At 64.5% G+C, this 20261-nt stretch carries 17 protein-coding genes; 1 reads left to right on the top strand and 16 read right to left on the bottom strand.

Annotation, left to right across the window (positions count from 1 at the left end; all coding sequences use genetic code 11):
- Positions 1-76 precede the first annotated feature (76 nt).
- The 16 genes from AAHM38_RS22505 to AAHM38_RS22430 form a co-directional block, all read right to left on the bottom strand.
- Positions 77-3316: a bifunctional cytochrome P450/NADPH--P450 reductase gene (locus AAHM38_RS22505; protein ID WP_116575179.1), complete on the bottom strand. Its 3240-nt coding sequence runs from the start codon at positions 3314-3316 to the stop codon at positions 77-79.
- A 149-nt stretch (positions 3317-3465) separates the two neighbouring features.
- Positions 3466-4257, bottom strand: a complete 792-nt coding sequence (locus AAHM38_RS22500; protein ID WP_009240653.1) for a DUF2968 domain-containing protein — start codon at positions 4255-4257, stop codon at positions 3466-3468.
- A 106-nt stretch (positions 4258-4363) separates the two neighbouring features.
- Positions 4364-5779, bottom strand: coding sequence for a sigma 54-interacting transcriptional regulator (locus AAHM38_RS22495; RefSeq protein ID WP_116575180.1), 1416 nt, complete (start codon positions 5777-5779; stop codon positions 4364-4366).
- A 15-nt stretch (positions 5780-5794) separates the two neighbouring features.
- Positions 5795-7498, bottom strand: a complete 1704-nt coding sequence (locus AAHM38_RS22490) for a TadG family pilus assembly protein (protein ID WP_258035409.1) — start codon at positions 7496-7498, stop codon at positions 5795-5797.
- 19 nt (positions 7499-7517) lie between these two features.
- A complete protein-coding gene (locus AAHM38_RS22485) occupies positions 7518-7847 on the bottom strand; it encodes a DUF3613 domain-containing protein (RefSeq protein WP_116575181.1) in 330 nt (109 codons plus the stop codon).
- Entirely contained in the window at positions 7844-8767 is a 924-nt protein-coding gene (locus AAHM38_RS22480; protein ID WP_116575182.1) for a tetratricopeptide repeat protein, read from the bottom strand. Before AAHM38_RS22480 ends, AAHM38_RS22485 begins: the two co-directional genes overlap by 4 nt.
- A 1-nt stretch (position 8768) precedes the next feature.
- Positions 8769-9758 carry a type II secretion system F family protein gene (locus AAHM38_RS22475; RefSeq protein WP_009240648.1) on the bottom strand — a complete coding sequence of 330 codons (990 nt, stop codon included), beginning with the start codon at positions 9756-9758 and terminating at the stop codon, positions 8769-8771.
- Between the two features lie 9 nt (positions 9759-9767).
- The gene (locus AAHM38_RS22470) at positions 9768-10694 is read right to left on the bottom strand and encodes a type II secretion system F family protein (protein ID WP_116575183.1); all 927 of its coding nucleotides are present in this window, start codon (positions 10692-10694) and stop codon (positions 9768-9770) included.
- Entirely contained in the window at positions 10687-12042 is a 1356-nt protein-coding gene (locus tag AAHM38_RS22465) for a CpaF family protein (RefSeq protein ID WP_116575184.1), read from the bottom strand. The genes AAHM38_RS22470 and AAHM38_RS22465 overlap by 8 nt, the downstream gene beginning before the upstream one ends.
- Positions 12039-13382 (bottom strand): AAA family ATPase, encoded by a 1344-nt coding sequence (locus AAHM38_RS22460; RefSeq protein WP_103519088.1) that lies wholly within the window; start codon positions 13380-13382, stop codon positions 12039-12041. Before AAHM38_RS22460 ends, AAHM38_RS22465 begins: the two co-directional genes overlap by 4 nt.
- 9 nt (positions 13383-13391) lie before the next feature.
- The gene (locus AAHM38_RS22455; RefSeq protein WP_116575185.1) at positions 13392-14756 is read right to left on the bottom strand and encodes a type II and III secretion system protein family protein; all 1365 of its coding nucleotides are present in this window, start codon (positions 14754-14756) and stop codon (positions 13392-13394) included.
- A complete protein-coding gene (cpaB, locus tag AAHM38_RS22450) occupies positions 14749-15672 on the bottom strand; it encodes a Flp pilus assembly protein CpaB (RefSeq protein WP_043419187.1) in 924 nt (307 codons plus the stop codon). Before cpaB ends, AAHM38_RS22455 begins: the two co-directional genes overlap by 8 nt.
- A gap of 52 nt (positions 15673-15724) precedes the next feature.
- Positions 15725-16228 (bottom strand): TadE/TadG family type IV pilus assembly protein, encoded by a 504-nt coding sequence (locus AAHM38_RS22445; protein ID WP_009240642.1) that lies wholly within the window; start codon positions 16226-16228, stop codon positions 15725-15727.
- 64 nt (positions 16229-16292) lie between these two features.
- Positions 16293-16757, bottom strand: a complete 465-nt coding sequence (locus AAHM38_RS22440) for an A24 family peptidase (protein WP_310735510.1) — start codon at positions 16755-16757, stop codon at positions 16293-16295.
- 96 nt (positions 16758-16853) lie between these two features.
- The gene (locus tag AAHM38_RS22435) at positions 16854-17033 is read right to left on the bottom strand and encodes a Flp family type IVb pilin (RefSeq protein ID WP_009240640.1); all 180 of its coding nucleotides are present in this window, start codon (positions 17031-17033) and stop codon (positions 16854-16856) included.
- Between the two features lie 562 nt (positions 17034-17595).
- A complete protein-coding gene (locus AAHM38_RS22430) occupies positions 17596-18717 on the bottom strand; it encodes a collagen-like triple helix repeat-containing protein (protein ID WP_103519091.1) in 1122 nt (373 codons plus the stop codon).
- Positions 18718-19205: 488 nt separating this feature from the next.
- Here AAHM38_RS22430 and AAHM38_RS22425 point away from each other — a divergent pair.
- Positions 19206-20261 (top strand): collagen-like triple helix repeat-containing protein (locus AAHM38_RS22425; protein ID WP_342234323.1); only part of this gene is annotated, 1056 nt, incomplete at its 3' end.

The raw sequence follows: 20261 nt of genomic DNA, 5'->3' as shown, positions 1-20261 counted from the left end.
CATGGGGCATCCCTGCCCCGCCTCGGGCGGGCAGCCTATGCAGCCGTACCACAACAGCAGCAACCGTATGGGAGCGTCAGTTGAAGACGTCCTGCCGGTAGCGTCCGGATTGCATCTGCGCGGTCAGCCAGTCCGACGCAGTCGGCAGATCGCTGCCGTGGCGCGCCTGGTGCATGCGGATCAATGTGTCGCGCACGGCTGGCGCCATCGCACGGCCATCGCCACACACATACAACGTGGCGCCGGCATCGAACGCTTTCCACACGGCTTCGCGCGCATCCCATAGCGCGTGCTGCACAAAGCGATGCGGATGCTCCGCCACGCAGGAATACGCGGGAAAAACCCGTACCACACCCGCGTCTTCCCATGCTCGCAAGGTGTCGCGGTACAGAAAGTCGTGGTCGGGGTGGCGACAGCCGAAGCAGAGCAACGACGTCGCCACCGCCTCGCCTGCCGCCTGCTGCGCGGCGCGTTCTTCCAGGAATCCACGGAACGGCGCGATGCCTGTGCCGGCGCCGATCAGCACCATCGGCTTACTGACGTCTGCGTCCGGTGCGAACGGCGGGTTGGGCGTGCGCACGGCGGCAGCGATCTCCGCGCCTGCACGCAGCATCATCAGGTAGGTCGATGCCGTCCCACGATACGTACCCACCCCTGACCAAGCCGGCCCCGACACCGTGCCCACGGTCAACGCGGCCACACCCGGTGACACCCGCGCCGACGACGCAATGGAATAGAAACGCGGACGCATCGGCCCGAGCCGCGCGAGAAATGCCTCCAGCGTCAGCTCGATCGCCGGGAAGCGGATCAACAGATCAAGCACGCTCACGTGCGGAGCCTGAATGTCACGGTCGAAGCGCTCGGCTGCCTCATCGCCTTCCAGCCAGACGGCGAGTTGGCCTCGCGTGAACGGGCATCGCGTGGCCGCGTGCAGCGCGGTGATATCGCGCACGGTGGCCGTGTCCTGCAGCTCGACGAAATCGCGCAGCAACTGACGCACGGACACCGGCTGGTTGAGCGGCAAGTGCCGCACGTGCGCATGGCGCGCGGTCAGGGTGACGAGCGCATCGCCCTCCAACGCCAGCCGCGTGATGGCGGCGTCGACACGATCATCGGCATTGCGCGGGTAGACGGCGAGGTGGTCTCCGGTGGCGTAGGTCATGCCATCGGGCAACCGCACAGTGAGGTGGCGCGTCGGGCCGCGCGGGGCTTCCTGCGCGAAATCCCACAGGCCGCTGGCATCACCGACGAGTTCTGCGTTGGCGAGCACCGTCATCGCTCGGGCCGCGGACGGCAGCGTGGCGGCACGCACGGCGTCGGGAGCGACGTAGTCAACGTGGACCGATGGGCCATCGGCTTGTGCCTGACGGGCGCCCAGGGCGCTCCACAGGCTGCGCGTCCAGGCCTCGACGGCGGCGTCGAAACCGGCGTTGCCGTCAGCTTCGCCGCGCGGCACGATAGCTTGCGCGCCGGCTGCCGCAAGCATCGCTTCCACGCGCTTTGGAAACGCCTGGAACGCAGGCCATTGCGAGTTGCCGCAACCCAGGACGGCATAGCGCAAGCCGGTTGCCTGCCTGGTGAGTGCAGCGGTGGCATCGAGCCGCGCCTCCAAGGTGCGGGCGCTGTCCGGCGCACGGCCGTTGTAGGTGGCGGCCACCACGATCAGCACGCCCTGCTGCGGCAGCGCGTCGGCAATGGCGTCCAGCGGCGCCACCTTGGCGTCGAAGCCGGCCCGCGAGGCAGTGGCGGCAAGCTGTTCGGCGATGTCCTGGCAAGTGCCCAGGCTGCCGCCATACAGCACGTGCATCGGTTCGCCGCCGCCGGCAAGCGCGGATTCGGCGTTCACTTTCGTCGTGGCTTCGGCGCGCGAAGGCGCGGCAATTGACAGCCTCTCGCGCGCATTGCGCAGCCGCGCTCGCAGGCGGAAACCGTCCGGTTTGAGCGTCAGCGTTTCCTTGATGTGGAAGTCATAGTCGTACGGGTCGGACAGCGCAAATCGCTGCAGGATCACGGCCAGCGCCAGCTTGGCTTCGGTCAGCGCAAACTGGCGGCCGATGCAGGCGCGCTCGCCGTTGCCGAAGGGCTTGTAGGCGTGCGGGTGGAGCTTGGCTTCATTCTCTGGCAGGAAACGGTCGATATCGAAGACTTCGGGGCGATCCCACACCGCGGGGTCGCGATGCAGCGCCAGCAGCACGGTCACCACGCGCTGGTCCTTGCGGATGGCGTAGCGGCCGCCAATGCGCGTGTCTTCGTAGGGCGCAACGCCAAAGCTCGGGGCGGTCGGCCACAGGCGCAGCGTTTCCTTCAACACGCGCTCGATCACGTCGAGCTGCGCTAGGTGCGCATACTGCGGCACGGTATCGCCCGGCAGCACGCGGTCGACCTCGGCGTACGCCTGCGCCAGCACTGCCGGATGGCGCAGCAGCATGTAGAGCGCAAAAGTCAGCAGACCGCTGGTGGTCTCATGCCCGGCGATCAGGAAGGTGATGACCTGGAAGCGGATGTTGGTGTCGTCCAACGGCTCGTCCGACACCGGATCGCGCGCGTTGAGCATCAACCCCAGCAGGTCGCTCGCGCCGACGCCGCCATCCTTTGCCTGACGGCGCGCGCGGATCACCTCGTCCACCAGTTGGTGCATGGCGGCCACGTCGTGCTCGAACCGCCGATGGTGCTCGCGCATGAAGCGGTCTTTGAGCGGCAGGCGCGTGAGCTTGCCCATGGCTTCGGACAGCACACCCACCATGGCCGCCAGGAACGTATGCAGCTCCGGCGCATTGAACGAATCAAAGCGGTATCCGAAACCCGCCAATGAGATGGTGTCGAGCGTGAGCCGCGTCATGTCGTCGGCCACGGGGATATCGGCGTCGGGCCCCTGGCGCGCCCATTTGTCGGCCAGCGCATTGGCCACTTCGAGCATCACGTCGAAGTAGCCCTTCATCGCACGCTGGCTGAAGGCCGGCAGCAGAATGCGATGCGCCTTGCCCCAATTGGGCTCGTCCTGATGCGCCGTGAAGAGCCCATCGCCCGCGCCCGCCCGCAGGAACGACAGCGGCGGGCCGATCAGCTTGCGAAAGCGCGTTTCGTCGCAGAGTTCTGCCACCAGATCGGCGGAATAGACGAACGGCACGCGCCGCCCGGCAAAGTCGAGCTGGTAGAGGCCTTGGGGAAACCGCCGGCTGGTTTCCAGAAGCGTCTGGGCCAGGCGGTCTTTCGGGAGTTGCAGCAGGTTGCCCAGCCACGGCAAGCCCTTGGGCTGGGGGATAGGCTCCGCCGCAGCGGGCGAGGCATCGGCAGGTAACTCGGAGGCGGAACGCATGCGCGGTCGACTGCGAAATTGGGTTGTCCGCCAATGTACGCGCCGCCCCGCTACGCATCAAACAAAGTCGCCATGTTTGAATGCGGTCCCCTAAAAGTGAATCGGGCGACCCGCAGGCCGCCCAATCCGGGACGATGCAAAGCGCTGGATCAGCGACGGCGCGGCTGCGAATTGAACGGCGCGTTGACCTGGGCTTCGAGTTCGCGAATCTGACGCTGCAGTTCGTCGACGCGGGCGCGGGCGGCACGGCGTTCGGCATCCAATGCCTCGGCCTCCGTGCGGGCGACCTTCTGCCGTTCCTGCGCCTGGGCCTGCTGCTGACGCTGAATGTCCAGGTCGGTCTTCAGGCCACGGAGCTTTTCCTGCTGCGCGGCAATCTGGCGCTCGGAACGCTCTTTCTGGGCTTCCAGACGGATGCGCTGCAGCTCCAGATCCGCCATCGTTCGGGTCTGCTTGGCGAAGTCGCTGTACAGGCGTTCGGCAGAGGCTTCATTGGTGGTCTTGATAACGCGCCACAGGTCTTTCTGCTGGAACAGCGTGACGTAGTACGTCAGGTCACTCTGGGCAAACAGCAGGCTGGCGCCGTAGGCCCCGTTATAGGTGGTGCGCAGCTCTGACAGTTCATGCGCCTGCATGCGCTGTTGCAGCTCGAATACGGCGCTGGCGGGTGCCGGACCGTCGGTGCGGGCTGCGCCGGCGGGCGTGGCAGCCGCCCTGGCGGCAGGCGCCGTGGCAGCCGGCTGACCAACCGTGGCAGTCAATGCCGGCACAGGCGCGGCGGCGGCAATCGGTGCAATGGCGGTGGGCGGTGCGGCGGGGCTTTGCGCCACGGCCGATGTGCAGGCGGCCGTACCAGCCACGACTGCGATTGCGGCCACGATGGCCAATCCCCTCTGAAACGCCCGGTGCGACGCTTTCCCTGATTGTTGTTTTGTTCTCATCTCGACCCTGTGGATTCTGCGCAGGTGTTGCAGCCAAAAACTATACGCGATCCGCCACCCGAGTGGCGCATCGGGCGCCCGCCGCGCAGTAGGGTGTTGTATGGCATCACTCCAGCTCGCGCACCTCGGTTTCGCCGTCGGCGATCTGGTATTTGCGCATCTTTTCCCACAAAACCTTACGGCTGATGCCGAGTGTGGCGGCGGTGTCCTGGCGGCGCCAGTTGTTGGCGTCCAGCGCCGCGAGGATACGGCGGCGCTCTTCTTCGCCGCCATTGCCACCACTTCCACCCCCACCGCGATCGCCATACCCGCCATTGCCACCATTTCCCGCCTCGCGCTCGAACGCATCGCGCTGCAGGCCGGCAAACAGCGGCAGGATGCGGGCCTCGTCCCAGCGGCCGAACTGGCGCAGGGTAATGCCGATGCGCTCGGCAAGGTTGCGCAACTCGCGCACATTGCCGGCAAAGTAGGCGCGAGCGACCGACGTCCGCACCCATTCAGGCACAGGCGGCATGGCGTCAAAGGTTTTGTCGCCCAGCAGGTGCCGCAGGAACGAGAGCAGCAGCGCGATCTTGTCGTCCGCGCCGCGCTGCTCCAGGCTGGGGATGCGCAGCTCGATTACGGCAAGGCGGAAGTACAGGTCTGCGCGGAATTTGCCCGTAGCGACCATCTCGCGCAGGTTCTTGTTGGTGGCAGCCACGAGGCGGAAATCCAGCTTGACGGGCACCGTCGAGCCGAGCCGCGTGCATTCGCTGTCTTCCAGCACGCGTAACAACTTCACCTGCTGATACAGCGGCAGATCGCCCAGCTCATCGAGGAACAACGTGCCACCGTTGGCCTGTTCGAAGTAGCCGCGGTGCGCGTACATGGCGCCCGTGAACGCGCCCTTGGCATGGCCGAAGAACTGCGATTCGAACAGCCCGTCGGGAATCGCGCCGCAGTTGACCGCCACAAACGGCCCCTTGCCGTAGACGCTGTTCTTGTCGTGCAGCAGGCGCGCGATGCGTTCCTTGCCGGCGCCGGTCTCACCGTAAAGCATGACGTTGCTGTCGCAATCTGCAAAGGTATCGACCTGCTCCAGCAACCCGTGCATGGCCAGCGATGCGGCCACGAGGTCGCTCTGGTCCTGCGCCTGAGCCTGCGCGGACGACATCGACGGCAAGACCTTGCTGATCTGCGCGCGGAGTTCGGTCGCGCCAAAATCCGGCCCGAGCACGTACGTGTACTCGGGTGGAAAGCGGCTCGAATCATGCTGCGTATCCGCCGCCACCCAGATCACCGGCATGCCTTGCGCAGCCTGCCAGTCGAGCACCGTAAAGCCCCCGCTTTCGACCACCGATGCGCTGATCACCGCCACGGCGGGCTTCAGCCGAGGCTCGGCCGGCTGGAAATCGATCCCGCCCGCGCGGATCACCTCCGCCCCAAACGGTGCCATGAACCGCGCCACACGATCAGCAATGTCGTGACGGCCTTCCCAGACAAAAATCTCAAGCGTTTCGTACGCCCAGCGATCGGTTTTCATGTCGTCGCTTCCATGTCAGTAAACCAGCTCGACGGCGTCGCAGTCGAGCGAGAGGAGTTTGATGTCGGCGTAGCCGAGTTGGATGCCGAGGACTTCGAGTAGAGGGGTGAGGACGGCGTCGAGGGTCTGGCCGACAAGTCCAAGCGTCGCTCGTACAATCACATCCGAAAGTCCCAAGATGTTCAGAACGCCCGAGCCGAGAACCTGAAGCTTTACTTGGTTCGTATCGTTCAGAATCGAGGCAAAAAAGGTTCCTGTGCCTGACACCCGCGTAGTCTGCCCAACGCTCAATGTGGTGGGATCAGGTGTCCAGCCAGCGCTGGCTGCGGGCGCGATACTGGCTTGCAGTGATATCGCGTCCGCGCCTAAAGCTTGCAACACAACCGCTGGTGTAGCAGGACATGAGTAGCCATTGATACTACTCGCCGCCGTGGCGGCTCCGTTGGCAATGCAAAGCGATACGGGGGCTATCTGCCCGCCGAAATCGGCGGAGATACCACTGCGAGGGACAGGGCAGTGCGCCGCTTCGAAGTGGGCATTAGCGCCGGCGGCAATCAGACCGATAGGAACGTTCAAGTTGGCAAGCCCGAGGACCGAAGCGGAAACATTCAAACCAAGGCTGACCTGGCCGGTGCGCGCCACAGTGCGCCAGTTCCCCGATGCGTCGGTACCCGGGGGGCCTATCGCAATCACTGGAGGCTGAATGATCTTGAGCGACAGCGCCACATTGACCAGGCCGGGCAGCCCCCCCACGCCAGGCAACCCCAGATTGGTCGAAATGGCTACCCCGTTTTGAGCATTGGCAATCTGGGCCGCCGTCATCAACAGGTCCAGCACGTTTAACGTGGCATCCGCCGCCGATTGGTCATTCCCTACGGCTGCAAGCAATTGCAAAACACCCGGCGTTCCAGCGCTATTACCCATATTGATGGTCGTGCCGCTCAGCAGGGGACCAAGGACCAATGTATTCGGAGCGGCTACGGTCCCAGCCGATATTCCGGCTAAACCGTTCTGTGCGCCAGCTGAAATGACTGCATTAAAAAACTGCGTCAAAGTCAGTTGCGTCGACAGCAATTGCTGGACGGTGCCGACGCCCACCGCGGTCATCAAGTCAGCCACGCGGATGTTGGTGTTCGCCAGACCTTGATAGGAAACAAGGCTCAGACTCAAGGGGTTGGCATTGCCAAGTAGGCTCCCCAAAAGCTGATTGAGCAGGCCACCGTTCACAGACGCCAACCCAGACCCCAACGAGAACGACGCGACCGGCGTGTTCTTCGCAATCGCCGTCGCCGTCAGTTGCCGCCGGCCCACCATGAAGAAATACGGCACGTTCTGCGTGATCGTCACCTGCGCGGCGTTGGTGTTGCCGTCCACTGCAGCCTGCGCCGTGAAATACGTGGGCGGCGTGCCCGCACTCGCATCCCATACGCCCGGCACGACGGCCAGCGTGACGTTGGTGCCATCCACCGTCAGCCCGTTCTGCACCACCGCCTGCTGTGCGGCGGCAGGCAAATCCAGCCGCTGTGCGGCCGCCATGGCCGCGAGGTCGGCGGAACGCTGCAACGCGCGCTGCGTATAGAACAGGTTGCCGATGTCGATCGACACCAGCACCGCCAGACCAACCGTGGCGATAAAGGTGGCCGTCATCACGCTCACCGCGCCGCGCAGGCGGCGGCGGAGCTTAGCGGCTCGACGAAGGCGGAGGGTGGCTCGTGTCACAGCGGCGTTCTGTGAAGGGTCAACGTGCGGTAGTGGCTTGACTCGAGCTTGTCGACTTCGCACTCGGAACCGTCTGCGACAAGCCAGGCATCGGTCGACTGAACGAATCAAGGTAGCGCTGGTACGCCAGCGCGGCCTGCTCCCCACGTAACGGGACGAACTCGCCCGCATACGTCCCATCGCGTTGCGCCTTGAGCAAGGCGCGAGTGGCATCGCCCATGTTGCTACCCACGTTGGGCGCAGCTTGCGTAGCGTTCTGGGGATTGCCGCCCGAAAAGCCTTGCGCGCCAGCCGGGTTGCTTATCAGCCATACCGCCATACCGGCAGCCATCAGAAAGCGTGGGATCATTGCGCGGTCTCCAAGGTGTCAAGCAAGCGGCCGCGCTGCAATGCCAGCGGACGGGATTGGGTCGTGATAGCGGGCGTGGCCGTCCTGGCTACGCCTGCGGCAGACGGGCTGAGCGCCACCGCACGGGTGGCATCCGCCGCCGCGTCGCGAGCGATACGCCGGTCGCGCCAGGCGCCTCGCACGCGTGCCACGTCTTCGTCAATCGCCTTGCGCGCGGATGCCGTCAGTTGGGCGTGCGACGCGAGCGATGCGGCATCGTCCTTGCGGTCATTCACGGTCAGCCAGATCACCAGGTTGCCGGCGATCTTCGGGCTGGCGGCGGCCATCTGCTGCGCCTGCATCAGCGGCACGCGGGCTTGCTCGACCTCGCCGGCACGCATGAGCGCGTAGCCCAGATCGCTGGCCGTGCTGGCGTCGGTCGGATTGGCCTGCGCTGCCACCTGCAGCCGGCGAGCCGCCTCGGCAAAGTTGCCCTGGCGCCCCGCAACGATGCCCAGACCGCGCCACGCGGCGGCATTGAGCAGTCCGCCCTGCGTGCCTGCGCCCATGGCGGACGTTGCTCCCACCACCGCGCGGTATTCGGCATCGGCAGCGGCAAGCTGATCGGTTTCGCGCAGTGCGTCAGCACGCAGCAGCATGATCTCGGGGGCGCGGCCATAGCGTTGCTGGTAGGCATCGATATGCGCGAGCGACGCGTAGTACAGGCCCTGCTCCTGCATCCTGTGAATCAGCGAAAGATACGTCGCCGGACTGGTGATCTCTGCCTTCTCCTGGCTCTGGCGCTGACGTGCCATCTCGATGTCGGCATCGGCACGCAGGCTCATGTCGGATGTGGCCATCGAGCCGCAGCCGGTCAGGAGGATGGTCAACATGGTCACACCGGCCAAGCTGGCACGCGTGGTGTTTGGGAAGCGTGTCATCTCAATGTCCCCCGGTTTGTTGAAGGCTGCGCATGACGCCCATGAACCCCGGCCCTGCAGTGATGATCAGCAGCGCGGGCAATAGCGTCATGACCATGATCATCGTCATCTGTACGGTCAGCTTGCCCACACGCTCCTTCAGCCGCGCGCGGCGGTTCTCCTGCAGACGCCCGCCGAACTGCCGCAGCGGCTCCTGCACTGCGCCGCCGAAGCGATCCACCTGGGTAAGCAGCGTGATCAGGCCCTTCAGGTCTTCGTTGTCGAACAGGCGCGCGATGCGCAACAGCGTCTGCTCGCGGGGGCGGCCCGAGGCGAACTGCTGGTTGGCGCGGCCAAATTCACCGGCCAGCACAGGCAGCATGCCGTGGAATTCGTTGGCAATCACCTGCAGACTCTGGTCAATCGACAAGCCGACGCCCTGCAGCAGCCGCAGCATGTCGACCATGACCGGCAGCTCATCATCCATACGGCGCCGGCGGCTCTCCTTCCGACGTCCGAGCAGCCACTTCGGCGCAAGGTAGCCCAGCGCAAAGCCGACAAAGCCAAACACGAACACAAACAGGACCGATGACGCGTGCAATGCGCCGAATACGGCAAGCAGCGGGGGCAGCAAGATACGGGTGCCGCCAAAGACCGTTCTGGCGTGTTCACCGTAGTAACCGCATTCTTCGAGCAGCTTGCGGTCTTCCTCAGTCACGATGCGGCGGCCCAGGCCTGTGTCGATCCAGCGCTGCCCCACCTTGGCGATCTGCTGCTGGAGCTGCTGGGCTTCACGCGAGCCATGCGGGCGCGGTCTAGCGGCGGGCGGCACAACCGGCGACGCTGCGGGCGCGGCCGGATTGGCCGCCGTCGCGCGCATGTCGGACAGCGCCGTATCGAGCTTGCGTGCGCTGCGATGTCGCGTGAGCGTTGCACGCAGCGCCAGCCCACCGAATACCAGCACGGCCGCGGCCGCTGCGGTCAGGCTGAGGGTGATCAAGGTTTCGTCCATGCGCTCTCCTCAGACCGATTTCGCCAGCCTGGCCAGCATGACCGCACCCAGGACTTCCATGCCGAAAGCCGTAAGAATCAACGTCTTGCCAAACGGATCGCGCCACATCGACATGATGTACGCCGCGTTGAACATGATGATGACCCCGCCCACCACGACGGGCAGCAGCCCGATGATCCACGCGGATAAACGCGTCTCCGCCGACAGCGCAAACAGCTCGCGCTGGGCTTGCTGCCGGTCGCGCATGAATGCAGCCGTGCGCTCCATCACAATGTCTGCCCGGCCGCCGTAGCGCAGCGCGAGCCGCAGCACTGACGACAGCAGGACCAATTCGTTCACGCGGTACTGCTGGCCGACGGTCAGCACCGCGGCGTCGAGGTCCTTGCCGGCGCGCTGCATCTGCGTGATGGCAGTCAGGCAGTTGCGCAGCGGCTGTTCGGTGTTGGCGCTGGCCGCCTGAAACGCCGCGGGCACCGCGCTGCCGATGCTCATCAGCCGCACCACGCCATCGAGAAAGCCCGGCAATTGCGTCAGCAGGCGTTCGTTCATCTTCCGGGTCCGGTTCCAGATCAGGAAAGCGACGATGACCACGTAGAGCGCCAGCGCCGTCAGGGCCGAAAGAGCGCTCGACATCGCCCAGACCGCGAGCGCAATCATCAGCGCTGGGCCAATCAACAGCACGTAAAAACGGCGGCTCGGCTCGATGCCAGCGCGGCGCAGTGCATCCTGCCAGGCTCGATTCAACGAGTCGGGCACGCTTGCCGGCACGGGCTCCACATTCGGTTGATAACGCGCGTTGATCTGCTCGGTCTGCGCACGCACAAAGCTGCGCGATGCCTCGCGCTCGCGACGGCGCACGGCCTCCGCCCACAGCATGAGCGATGCGCCCATCAGCAGCAGCGCGAGGCAACCGAACCAGAGCGTCATGCTAGACATGGAAACGGCCTCCGCCGCCGAATCCAGTCATGCCGCCATCCATGCCCCCGCCTTCGCTGTTACGCATGCGAGCCAGCTTGGGCGAATGCGGCTGCAGGCCGAGCGCCGTCCAGCGGTCGACCTCTTCGCCGTCTGGGCCGATGTAGGGCTCGTAGCGGTACAGCTCCTGCGTCGAGATGATGTTGTCCCCCAGCCCCGTGACTTCCGTGATCGACAGGATGCGGCGCTTGCCGTTGGACAAACGCCCGATCTGCACGATGAAATCAATGGCGTTGGTGATCTGCCGGCGCAGGCTCACCTCACTGCCCTGGAAGCCGGCAAAACCGGCCAGCATCTCGAGCCGATAGAGGCATTCGCGCGGACTGCTGGCGTGGATGGTGCCCATCGAGCCATCGTGGCCGGTGCTCATGGCTTGCAGCATTTCCAGCACTTCACCGCCACGCACTTCCCCCACGATGATGCGATCCGGCCGCATGCGCAGGCTGTTGCGCAGCAGTTCTCGGATCGTAACGACGCCCGTGCCCTCGAAGCCGCCCGGCCGGCTTTCCAGACGCACCACGTGCGGGTGATTGAGCGACAGCTCTGCCGTGTCTTCAATGGTGATCACGCGCTCGGTCGTCGGTATGTGATACGCCATTGCGTTGAGCAGCGACGTCTTGCCCGAGCTGGTGCCACCGCTTACCAGGATGTTGCAGCGCGCGCGCACAGCAGAATCGATCAGCGCCCCGATCTCTTCGCTCATCGTGCCCAGGCCAAGCAGGTCTTCAGGCTTGAGCGGGTCTTTCCGGAACTTGCGGATCGACACGACCGGCCCTTCCAGCGCCAGCGGCGGAATCACCACGTTGATGCGGCCGCCGTCGGGCAGGCGTGCATCGACCATCGGGTTCGACTCATCCAGCCGGCGCCCGATCGGCGCGAGGATGCGGCGCACGATACGCAGCAGGTGGTTGTTATCGGCAAAACGCACCGGAATGCGTTCCAGAATGCCGTGCCGCGACACATAAACGTCCAGATGGCCGTTGACGAGAATGTCTTCCACCGCCGGATCGGCCAGCAGGTCTTCGATGGGGCCGAAGCCGGCAAGCTCCTTTGTCAGCGCCTCGGCAATCTGCCGGACCTCCGTCTCATTGACGGGGATGCGGCGTATGCGCGTGAAGCCTTCCACTTCCAGATCGACAAAACGCTGGATGGCCGTGCGCGACCAACGGCCGAACTCGGCGCCAAGTTCTTCGATGCGTGTCAGCAGGTGTTCGTGGGCGGCTTCCTTGATGTCCTGGAAAGCCTGCGAAACGGCAAACACGCCGTTGCCGGCATCCGCCTGGTTGGAGAACTCGATGGGCTGTGTCATGTCGCGTTCCGTTCGGTAGTACCGATATCCAGTTCAGTGGCGTCTGCCGACTTGCGTTTGGAGCGTCCGCCAAAGCGCCCGCCCAATCGAGCACTCACGCCAGACACCCAGCTCGACAACGCAGACGCGTGCGCGCTCTGCTGGGCATAGCCGAGTGTCTGGGCAATCTGGGCAAGCGCGCGCACATAGGCGTCGGTGGGGTGTGTTTCCGCGAGCATCGCGCCCTGGTTGGAGGCGATGACCAGCGCTTCCCGGCGGTTCGGCACCGTCAGCACGTTGGGAATTTCCAACCGCTCGGCAATCTGTGCCGCGTCCAGCGACAGACGCGTGTCGAACTTTGAAATGGTCAGGTGCAGGTGGTCGCGGTCAATTTCGCGCTTCTTGAGTTCCTGCATCAGCTCGGCGGCCGAGACAATGGCGCCCACGCTCTGCTCGGTCACCAGCATGACGTCGTCGGCGGCCTTGATGATCTGCGCAATGAAGTCGATGTTGCCGAAGCCGCCCAGGTCGACGACCTGCAGGTCGAAGAACGTGCGCAGCCGATTGAGCAGGCCAAGCGCTTCGGAGAACGAAATGTCGCGCATCTCGGCCAGCGAGATCGGCAGCGGCAGGACGGCAAGCCCATTCGGATGACGCGATAGCGCGGTCTGCACGAACACCTGGTCGAAGCGGCGCAGATTGCGCACCGCCTCGACGAAATGGAAATTGGCCTGCACGTTCAGGTAGAGCGCGCCGTCACGCAGCGGCTGCCCCAGGTCGAGCAGCATCACATCACTGGCCGATGTGCGGCGAACGAGCGTGGCCAGATTGGTGGCCAACGTGGTGGCGCCCACGCCTGGGCGTGCGCCCAACACGGCCAGCACGCGGCCACGGCGGGTCGGCTCGGCCGATGCGCGCTCCGCCAACAAACGGCGGACAACGCGCACGGCCTCGGCCGGCGCCCCATCCACGTCAACGAAATCCTTGACCCCGGCGCGCAAGGCCGCCAGCATCGCGCGGCCATCGGCTGCGGAACCGACGGCCACCAGCGGCAAGCCCGGAAACAGGCGCGCAAGTTGCGCGACCAGTTGCATCGCCTCGTTGATCGCGTCGGCGCCCTCGCCCAGCTTCTGGTCCTGATCTGGCACGTCGATCAGTGTGGGAGACGAGGCAAAGCGCACGAACACCACCTCGGGGTTCACTGCGCCAATCTGCTCGATGAACGCGTCGTGGCCGGTGGTTTCGGCCACCAGCACGCCCAACTCGCGAATTGCCGCGGCCAGCCAGCGGTGTACGCCTGCCGACTGTGCGTCGCCTTGCTTACCGCCACGTGCGCCGCCGTGCAGAAGGAAATAGTCCATGCCCGCCCCTTACTTCGAGAACCCAGGCATGGCGGCCGGATCTGCCACCCCCAGAGCGAACGGCCGCCACACGGGATCGCCCGCGCTATCGCGATCCCGCCCGCCGCTTTGTCCTGGCAGCATCTTGTCGATTGGCGCATTGCGTGCCATCGGCTTGACCAGATGCGGCGTGACGATGATCGCCAGTTCCCGCTCTTCCTGGTTGTAGTTCAGGCGCTTGAAGAACGTCCCGATAACCGGCACGTCACCCAGGAACGGCACCTTGTCGACGTTGGACAGCGTGGACCGGCTGACCAGCCCGCCGATGACAAAGCTCTCGCCATCGCCAAGTTCAACTGTTGTATCGGCACGGCGCGTGACGATGGCCGGCACCGTCGCACCGTTGAGCGTCACGCCTCGGCTGAAATCCAGATCGCTCGCTTCAGGCGCCACCTTCAGCGCGATGCGGTTCTCCGAGAGAATGGTGGGCGACACCGTCAGCCCGATGCCGAACGGCTTGTATTCGATAGTCGTGGTACCCAGCGCTTGGGGCACGGGAATCGGAATCTCGCCACCGGCCAGGAAATTGGCGCTCTGGCCTGACAGGGCAACCAGGCTTGGCTCGGCCAGCACACGCGCCATGCCGTTTGATTCCAGCAAACTGAGGTCGGCAAAGAGGCCCTTGCTGACCGAGGAGACCAGCAGGTTGAACGCCGAACCGATCGGCATGGTGGATTCGGTAGACAAACCGTTGGAGCCAAACGTGACCTTGGAGAGCGAGGACGGCGCAAATGTCCGGAAATCGAAACCGCCGCGCGTACGACCAAACGTGAACCCGGCCTCCTTGAGCACCGTCTTGCTGAACTCCACTACCCGCACGTCGACTTGCACCGTACCTGGCACGTTCATCGAGGTGGTGTCGATGACGTTGCCATCTTTAGGTTTTTCTGCGCCGCTGGCTGCAGCGGCCGAACGGCGCGCACGGGCCAGTGCGTAAACATCCTTGGGCTGACCTGAAACAACCGCCGTATCGCCCTGTGCAACCACTGCCGGGTCACCCGGCACAGGCGCCGCGGCGTCCACCTGCACGTTGTAAGTCGTCGCAACGCCGCCTTGCGTCCAGACCATCACGTTGGCCGCACCCGGCTTCTTGGCGATGATCAAAACGCTCGTGGCCGTACCTCGCCCCTTGAGCAACAGGGCATCGGCAATCTCGGGGTTGCCGATGGCAATGCGTTCGAGCGGTTTGCCCAGGCGAATCTCGCGCTGGCTTCCCGTCAGCAGATGAAGCGTCTGGCCGGTCGGTGCCGTCTCGGCAAATGCGCTCGACACGAAGGCGGCGCAGCCCAACGCGAGTCCGCCCATCCAACCGCGAACCATGGCGGCATCAGTCATGTTGCTCCTCACGTTTTCCTGCGCGGATGATCTCGACACCAGTGCTGGCGGTACTGCTGCGCACCGTCGTGCGGGCCGCGGCAATGGCCGGCAGCGGCGGCGGCACAACGACCAGCCTGCGCGCCGAACCCGTCAGGCTGGCCATCGACACGCCGGCTTGTGCAACGTCCATCGGGTTGCGATTGGCGGCTGCCAGCAATGCGGCATCCTGCGGTTTGACGGTCGGTTCGGCGTCGTCGCCTGGGTTGCGCAGCGCCAGCAGCAGACGACCGCTCTGGTGTGCCATCGCCAGCTGGCTGACAGCCTCCACCGGCACGGCCAGCACGGCCGTCTTGGCCTGATCGACCTTGCGTGTGACGTTGTTGCTCTCTGGCTGCTTCTGCGGCCCTTCGTTGACCGCCAGCGGGCCGAACGCCAGCACGCGCAGGTGCGGCAGCAGCAGGCGCGCCTGGCTGTCTTCGATCTCCTGACCGTCCTTACGCATCACGAGAAACACATCGACGTAATCGCCCGGCATGACGCGATTGCCCACGCCGATCACCTCGTCCACGTTGATGGCAACCGCGCGCTGGCCGGCCTCGACCTGCTGTGCCAATCCGGAGGAAAGTTGCGACGCAATCAGCGGCACACCCACGCCGACCGGCAGAATGGGTTCACGCCCGACGACCTTCGTGACGTCGGAAAACGCTTCGGCCGGATTGATGGGCAGTTGCTCGATGGCCACCTGGTCTGCGGTGATGGGCTTGCCCGCCTCCAGCGGTTTCGTGGTCACGACCACGGGATAGACCGCTTTGCCATCTTTCTGCTCGGCCACGGGCGCCGGTGGGCGATGCGCCGACTTCCACGCCACGGCGCCAAGAATGGCGGCAAGCAGCAATAGCGCGGCGGCGAAGATCTGAAGGTGTTTGCTGGTCATCTGGGCGGCGTGTCCGAGCGGTCGATCGAGAAGGTCAGCGAACTGAAAAACGTCAGGAGCCGGGCACGAGCTGCACGACGGCAGAGCCCGTCAACGTAGCCGGTGCGGGCAACAGCGGTATCGAGGGCAGCAGCGGGTTGTTGCCGGAGGTCACGGGCAATGTCAGGACCACGCTCAGGCATTGCATGCCCGCCACGTTCTGGCAATTCACCAGCGGGGTGCTGCTCTGATTGGTCTGGACCCGCCCGGTCAGGAAGGTGGGGAGTACTGACGTCACGGCCGCATAGGCGGCTGCCACACGCTGTGTGTTGGAAGGCTGATAGCGGAGCGCCGCGCGTGCGCCCTCTTCCGCCGCCAGGGTCAGCGCCTGCTGCATGGCGAGGATCACGCCGTAGTACACGATGCCAAGCATGAGCACCAGCAGCACCGGCACGACGATGGCGAATTCGACTGAAGCTGCGCCGCGGCCGCCGTGCCGCCGGGGGCGGCGGACAGCATGCGTGCGGACTTCCGGGTGCATGCGAGCACCTTCCCGTTCCCGTTGCAATGTCGGCATGGCCGACTCCTTTCTTATAGGCAGGCCGCTTGGCGGCTCTTGTTCATCGCTTCAACTGTCTGAACTACATGCCCGGCAGCCACGGCATGCGCATTACTGGAGGCACCCATGGCAGGCTCAGCAGACCAATTGCCATGTAGGCGGCGTACGGAATGCCTCGACGCCCTGCCTGAGCGGTATCCCAGCGTGCGACAGCCGGGCACACGCGCATCACGATCCATGCCGATGGAGAAGATGCGTCAAGCTGGCGCAGCATCATGATGCCGAGCGCGTGCAGGCCGGAGATCATGCTCGAGACAAGCCATACGGCCACGAGGCCATGCCAGCCTGCCAGGAGGCCGACGACCGTGAAAAACTTCACGTCGCCGGCGCCCATCCAGCCGAGGGCGTACAGCGGCAGAAAGCAGGCAAACGCGATCGCTCCGCCGAGCCAGAAATCCTGCCAGTCATAGGCAAGGTCCTGCACCCCACCGAACTCGATCAGAGCGATGGACAACATGACCCCCGCGACGACGAGCCAATTCGGCACGCGCCGTGAGCGAATGTCCAATGCGATTGCAAGAACTGCGAGAACTGCGACGCTTGCCCAGCCAGCAATATCGATGTGGCTATGCAACGCCTGGCTCTAGCAAGCAGTCCCGCCCTTGACGGCTGTACAGATATTGGTGAAGACGGTGTTGAGCTGCGTACCCAGCTTGCCCACGATGACCGTGATGGCCGCTGCGATCAGACCAGCGATCATGCCGTACTCAACGGCAGTGGCACCTTGTTCGTCGCGAAGGAACTTCAGAATGGCGTTTTTCATGACTCTCTCCTGTTTGCACTCGCCCGCGGATGTGTTGATATCGACCAGCTTCCGGCGCTCCAACCTTAGCCAGTTCATATGTGCTTATAACGAATAAACGCATGGGGATTTAGAGCGATGACGCAGACCTCGAAAACTTCGCAGCCCGCGCTGTTCCACTAACGGAACAAAACTCAAATGCATCGGACGTAATGTCCCGATCACGTCGAATGATCACCGCACACCCCCCATGGGCGCTTATTTTGCCGGCGTGTCACGTATGTCACGTAACATCCCGTAACAGCTTTATAGGCGTGCGGCGCCGCAAACAAAATAACTCAACTGAGGTACTTGCCTCAATTTAGAGTTAAGTCTCTATTTAAATTTATTAAAGATGCGCCAACTCACTGAAAACTAATGGAAATCCCCTAATAAACCCCAGACCGAACTGATTATTGCGGGCGGGTTTCCCATTAATCCTTCAGGTTGGTCGGAACGCTCCCCATTTCTGTCGAGGCAAAAAAAGGATGCGCGAGCGACGGGAACACGCCCGCGCACCTTCAAGAGCACAGACAGGTACTGCTCAGTGCACCGGGCTGCCAATGCCGCCCAGCAAGTTGGTAACGGGAGCCAGCGGGTTGCCGCCCGATGCTCCACCGGCAGCGCTCGTCACGCCGCCCAAAAGTCCGGTGACAGGCGCCAGCGGGTTGCTGCCGCCGGCCGCGCCGCCCAGCGCGCCGGTGACCGGGGCCAGGGGGTTGGAGCCACCAGCGCCGCCCAGCAGGCCTGTCAACGGCGCCAGCGGGTTCGAGCCGCTGGTGCTGCCGCCCACCCCACCGAGCAGACCGCCCAGAGGGTTGCCGCCGGCGGAACCGCCAGTGGTGGCGACGCCGCCGACTGCCGCGACCGTGGCACCAAGCGAAGTGACTACCGGGCCCAGGTTCGAGACCACTGGCACGCCCGTCCCGGTGATGGTGTTTCCGGCGCCGGCGACGCCACCGCCAACGGTCCCTAACAGGTTGTTCAGGGCTCCGCCCAGACCTGTCGAATCACCGACCATCTGGGTGGCGCCGCTAATCTGCGTGGTAACGGGCACGATCGCCGTACTCAGTTGCTGCGTCACCTGCTGGACCGCGCCCGAAGACAACGCGCTACCCAGGAGTGTGCCGCCACCAATCAAAGCCTGGCCGACCTGCTGAACGCCACCGCCCACGGGTTGGGTGATCGGCGCGAGCGGTGCGCCCGAGCCCTGGCCGAGGCCCTGCACCAGCGAGCCGGCGCTCACCGTGGCTTGGCCCAGATCCGTCACGACATTGCCCGTGCTGGCCACCGTGGTGCCGATCGGGTTGGGGTTCTGGCCCATCTTGCCAAGCCCGGTCTGGACGCCCAGACCGAGATCGCTGACAGCCTTGCCGGCGTTGCCGACCGTGCCGCCCAGCCCAGCCTTGGCCTGATCCGACAAGCCCGGAATGTTTGCGTTCTGAAGCGTCGAGCCAAGGCTGCTAACTGCCTGGCCGGTCGCCACAACGGTGTTGCCGCCGCCGTTTGCAACCTTGCCGATGGGCGTTACGCCCGTCGTGTCGTTCGGGCTCGGATTGGGCGAACTGCCCGAGCCGGAGCCTCCCGAAGAACAAGCCGCCAGCATGAGTGCGGCAACTGCGCAGGCCAACGGCGCAACGCGAATGGAGTGTCGAATGTGAGTCATGGTCCGTCCCCTTCTTGGAATGATGTGTCTTGATGTCTGAGCTCGGTACTGCGGACTGCGGGCCGCATTCTGCAAATCGCATGCCAACCGCATTAGAAATAGCGCTCAGTTTTCAAAGGACGGCGTGTGTGTTGGTTTTACGGGCACAGCGTCAGGTGTTTCCCTAGCTTGAGCGCCGACCGTTACCCCACCCAAATCCATGTTCCCAGCGTTACGACGTAACGTGACACGGAACACATCCATCGCCGACATAACCCCGAAAGCAGACGTTTAACCCCCACTTTTGTGGGGTATGTAAATTCCGCATTCTGATTAGTTTTCACAATTCCCCCGCTTTATCGAGATAAACGGGGCAAATTCAGATACAGCATTACACAGTGCGTAATAATGGTGACATGGCACACCGTTTGCAGAGTCCGGCCACCTCACGTCGAGAGTGAGACTTTTTCCTGCTGACTAAAGCGGACTTTTAAAACGGGAGATCCATCATGAATAAGAATATCAAGTGCCTGGCCGCCACCATGGCAAGCCTGTTGGTTTTGGGTGGTTGCGCCAGCTCCGGCTCTGGCGACCTGGGCAGCTCACTGGGCAGTTCAAATGGCGGCGGCTCGAACAACAACGGTGGCTCAACACCAACGCCCTCGCCTTCCCCGTCGCCTTCGCCCTCCCCCTCGCCGTCTCCGTCGCCCTCACCCAGCCCGAGCCCGAGCCCGACTCCGGCACCTGCGCCGCTGACGCCGACTGGCGCTGTCCTCAACAATGCGGGCGGCATTGTCACGAGCGCCGGTTCGACGGTCAGCGGTCTTGGCAAGACGATCGCAACGGCGCCGCTGCCCTCGCAACTGAGCGGTGTCCAAAGCGGCTTGGGCGGAGTCGTCGAAAACGCCGGCGCGACAGTTTCTGCGCTGGGCGCTGGCGTGCAGAATGGGCTGGGCAGCATCGGCCGTAATGCCAACCCGGTGGGCACCACGGTCTCCAGCCTCGGTAATGTGGTGACCGGTGCCGGTAACACCGTCACGAGCGCCGGCACGCTGGTCAACAACCTGGGCACCGGCCCGCTGGCACCGCTAGCTCCGGTGACAACGCCGCTGGCCGGTGTGGTCTCGCAAGTCGGCCAAGCGGTGGCCAACGGCGGCGGCACGCTCGGCACTGCCCTGTCGACCGGCCCAGTGGAGCAACTCATGCAACAGCTGAGCACGGCGATCGTGCCGCTGACTTCGCAGGTCACCAGCGGTACGCAAACGCTGGGCGCGGCCACCGGCCTGGGTTCGCCGGCCAACACGCTGCTGGGTACGATTGGCGGCGCCGTAGCCAAGGGCGGCACCACGCTCACTTCGGCCAATGTTCCGGTGGTCAGCGGCCTGGGTGGTGTGGTCACGGCCACAGGCAATACGGTCGCCGCGCTGGGTGGCGTCGTGTATTCGCCGACGGCATCGGGCGGCAACCCGCTGGCGCCGATCACGGGTCTGCTGGGCGGCCTCGGCGGTGCGACGGGTGGCGGTAATCCGCTCGCCCCGATTACTGGCGCACTGGGCGGTCTTGGC

The sequence above is a fragment of the Ralstonia sp. OTU4908 genome, assembly GCF_038440115.1.
Classification (GTDB): domain Bacteria; phylum Pseudomonadota; class Gammaproteobacteria; order Burkholderiales; family Burkholderiaceae; genus Ralstonia; species Ralstonia pickettii.
The sequence above is the reverse complement of the archived record's forward strand: the minus strand, read 5'-3'. Positions and strand labels throughout refer to the sequence as shown.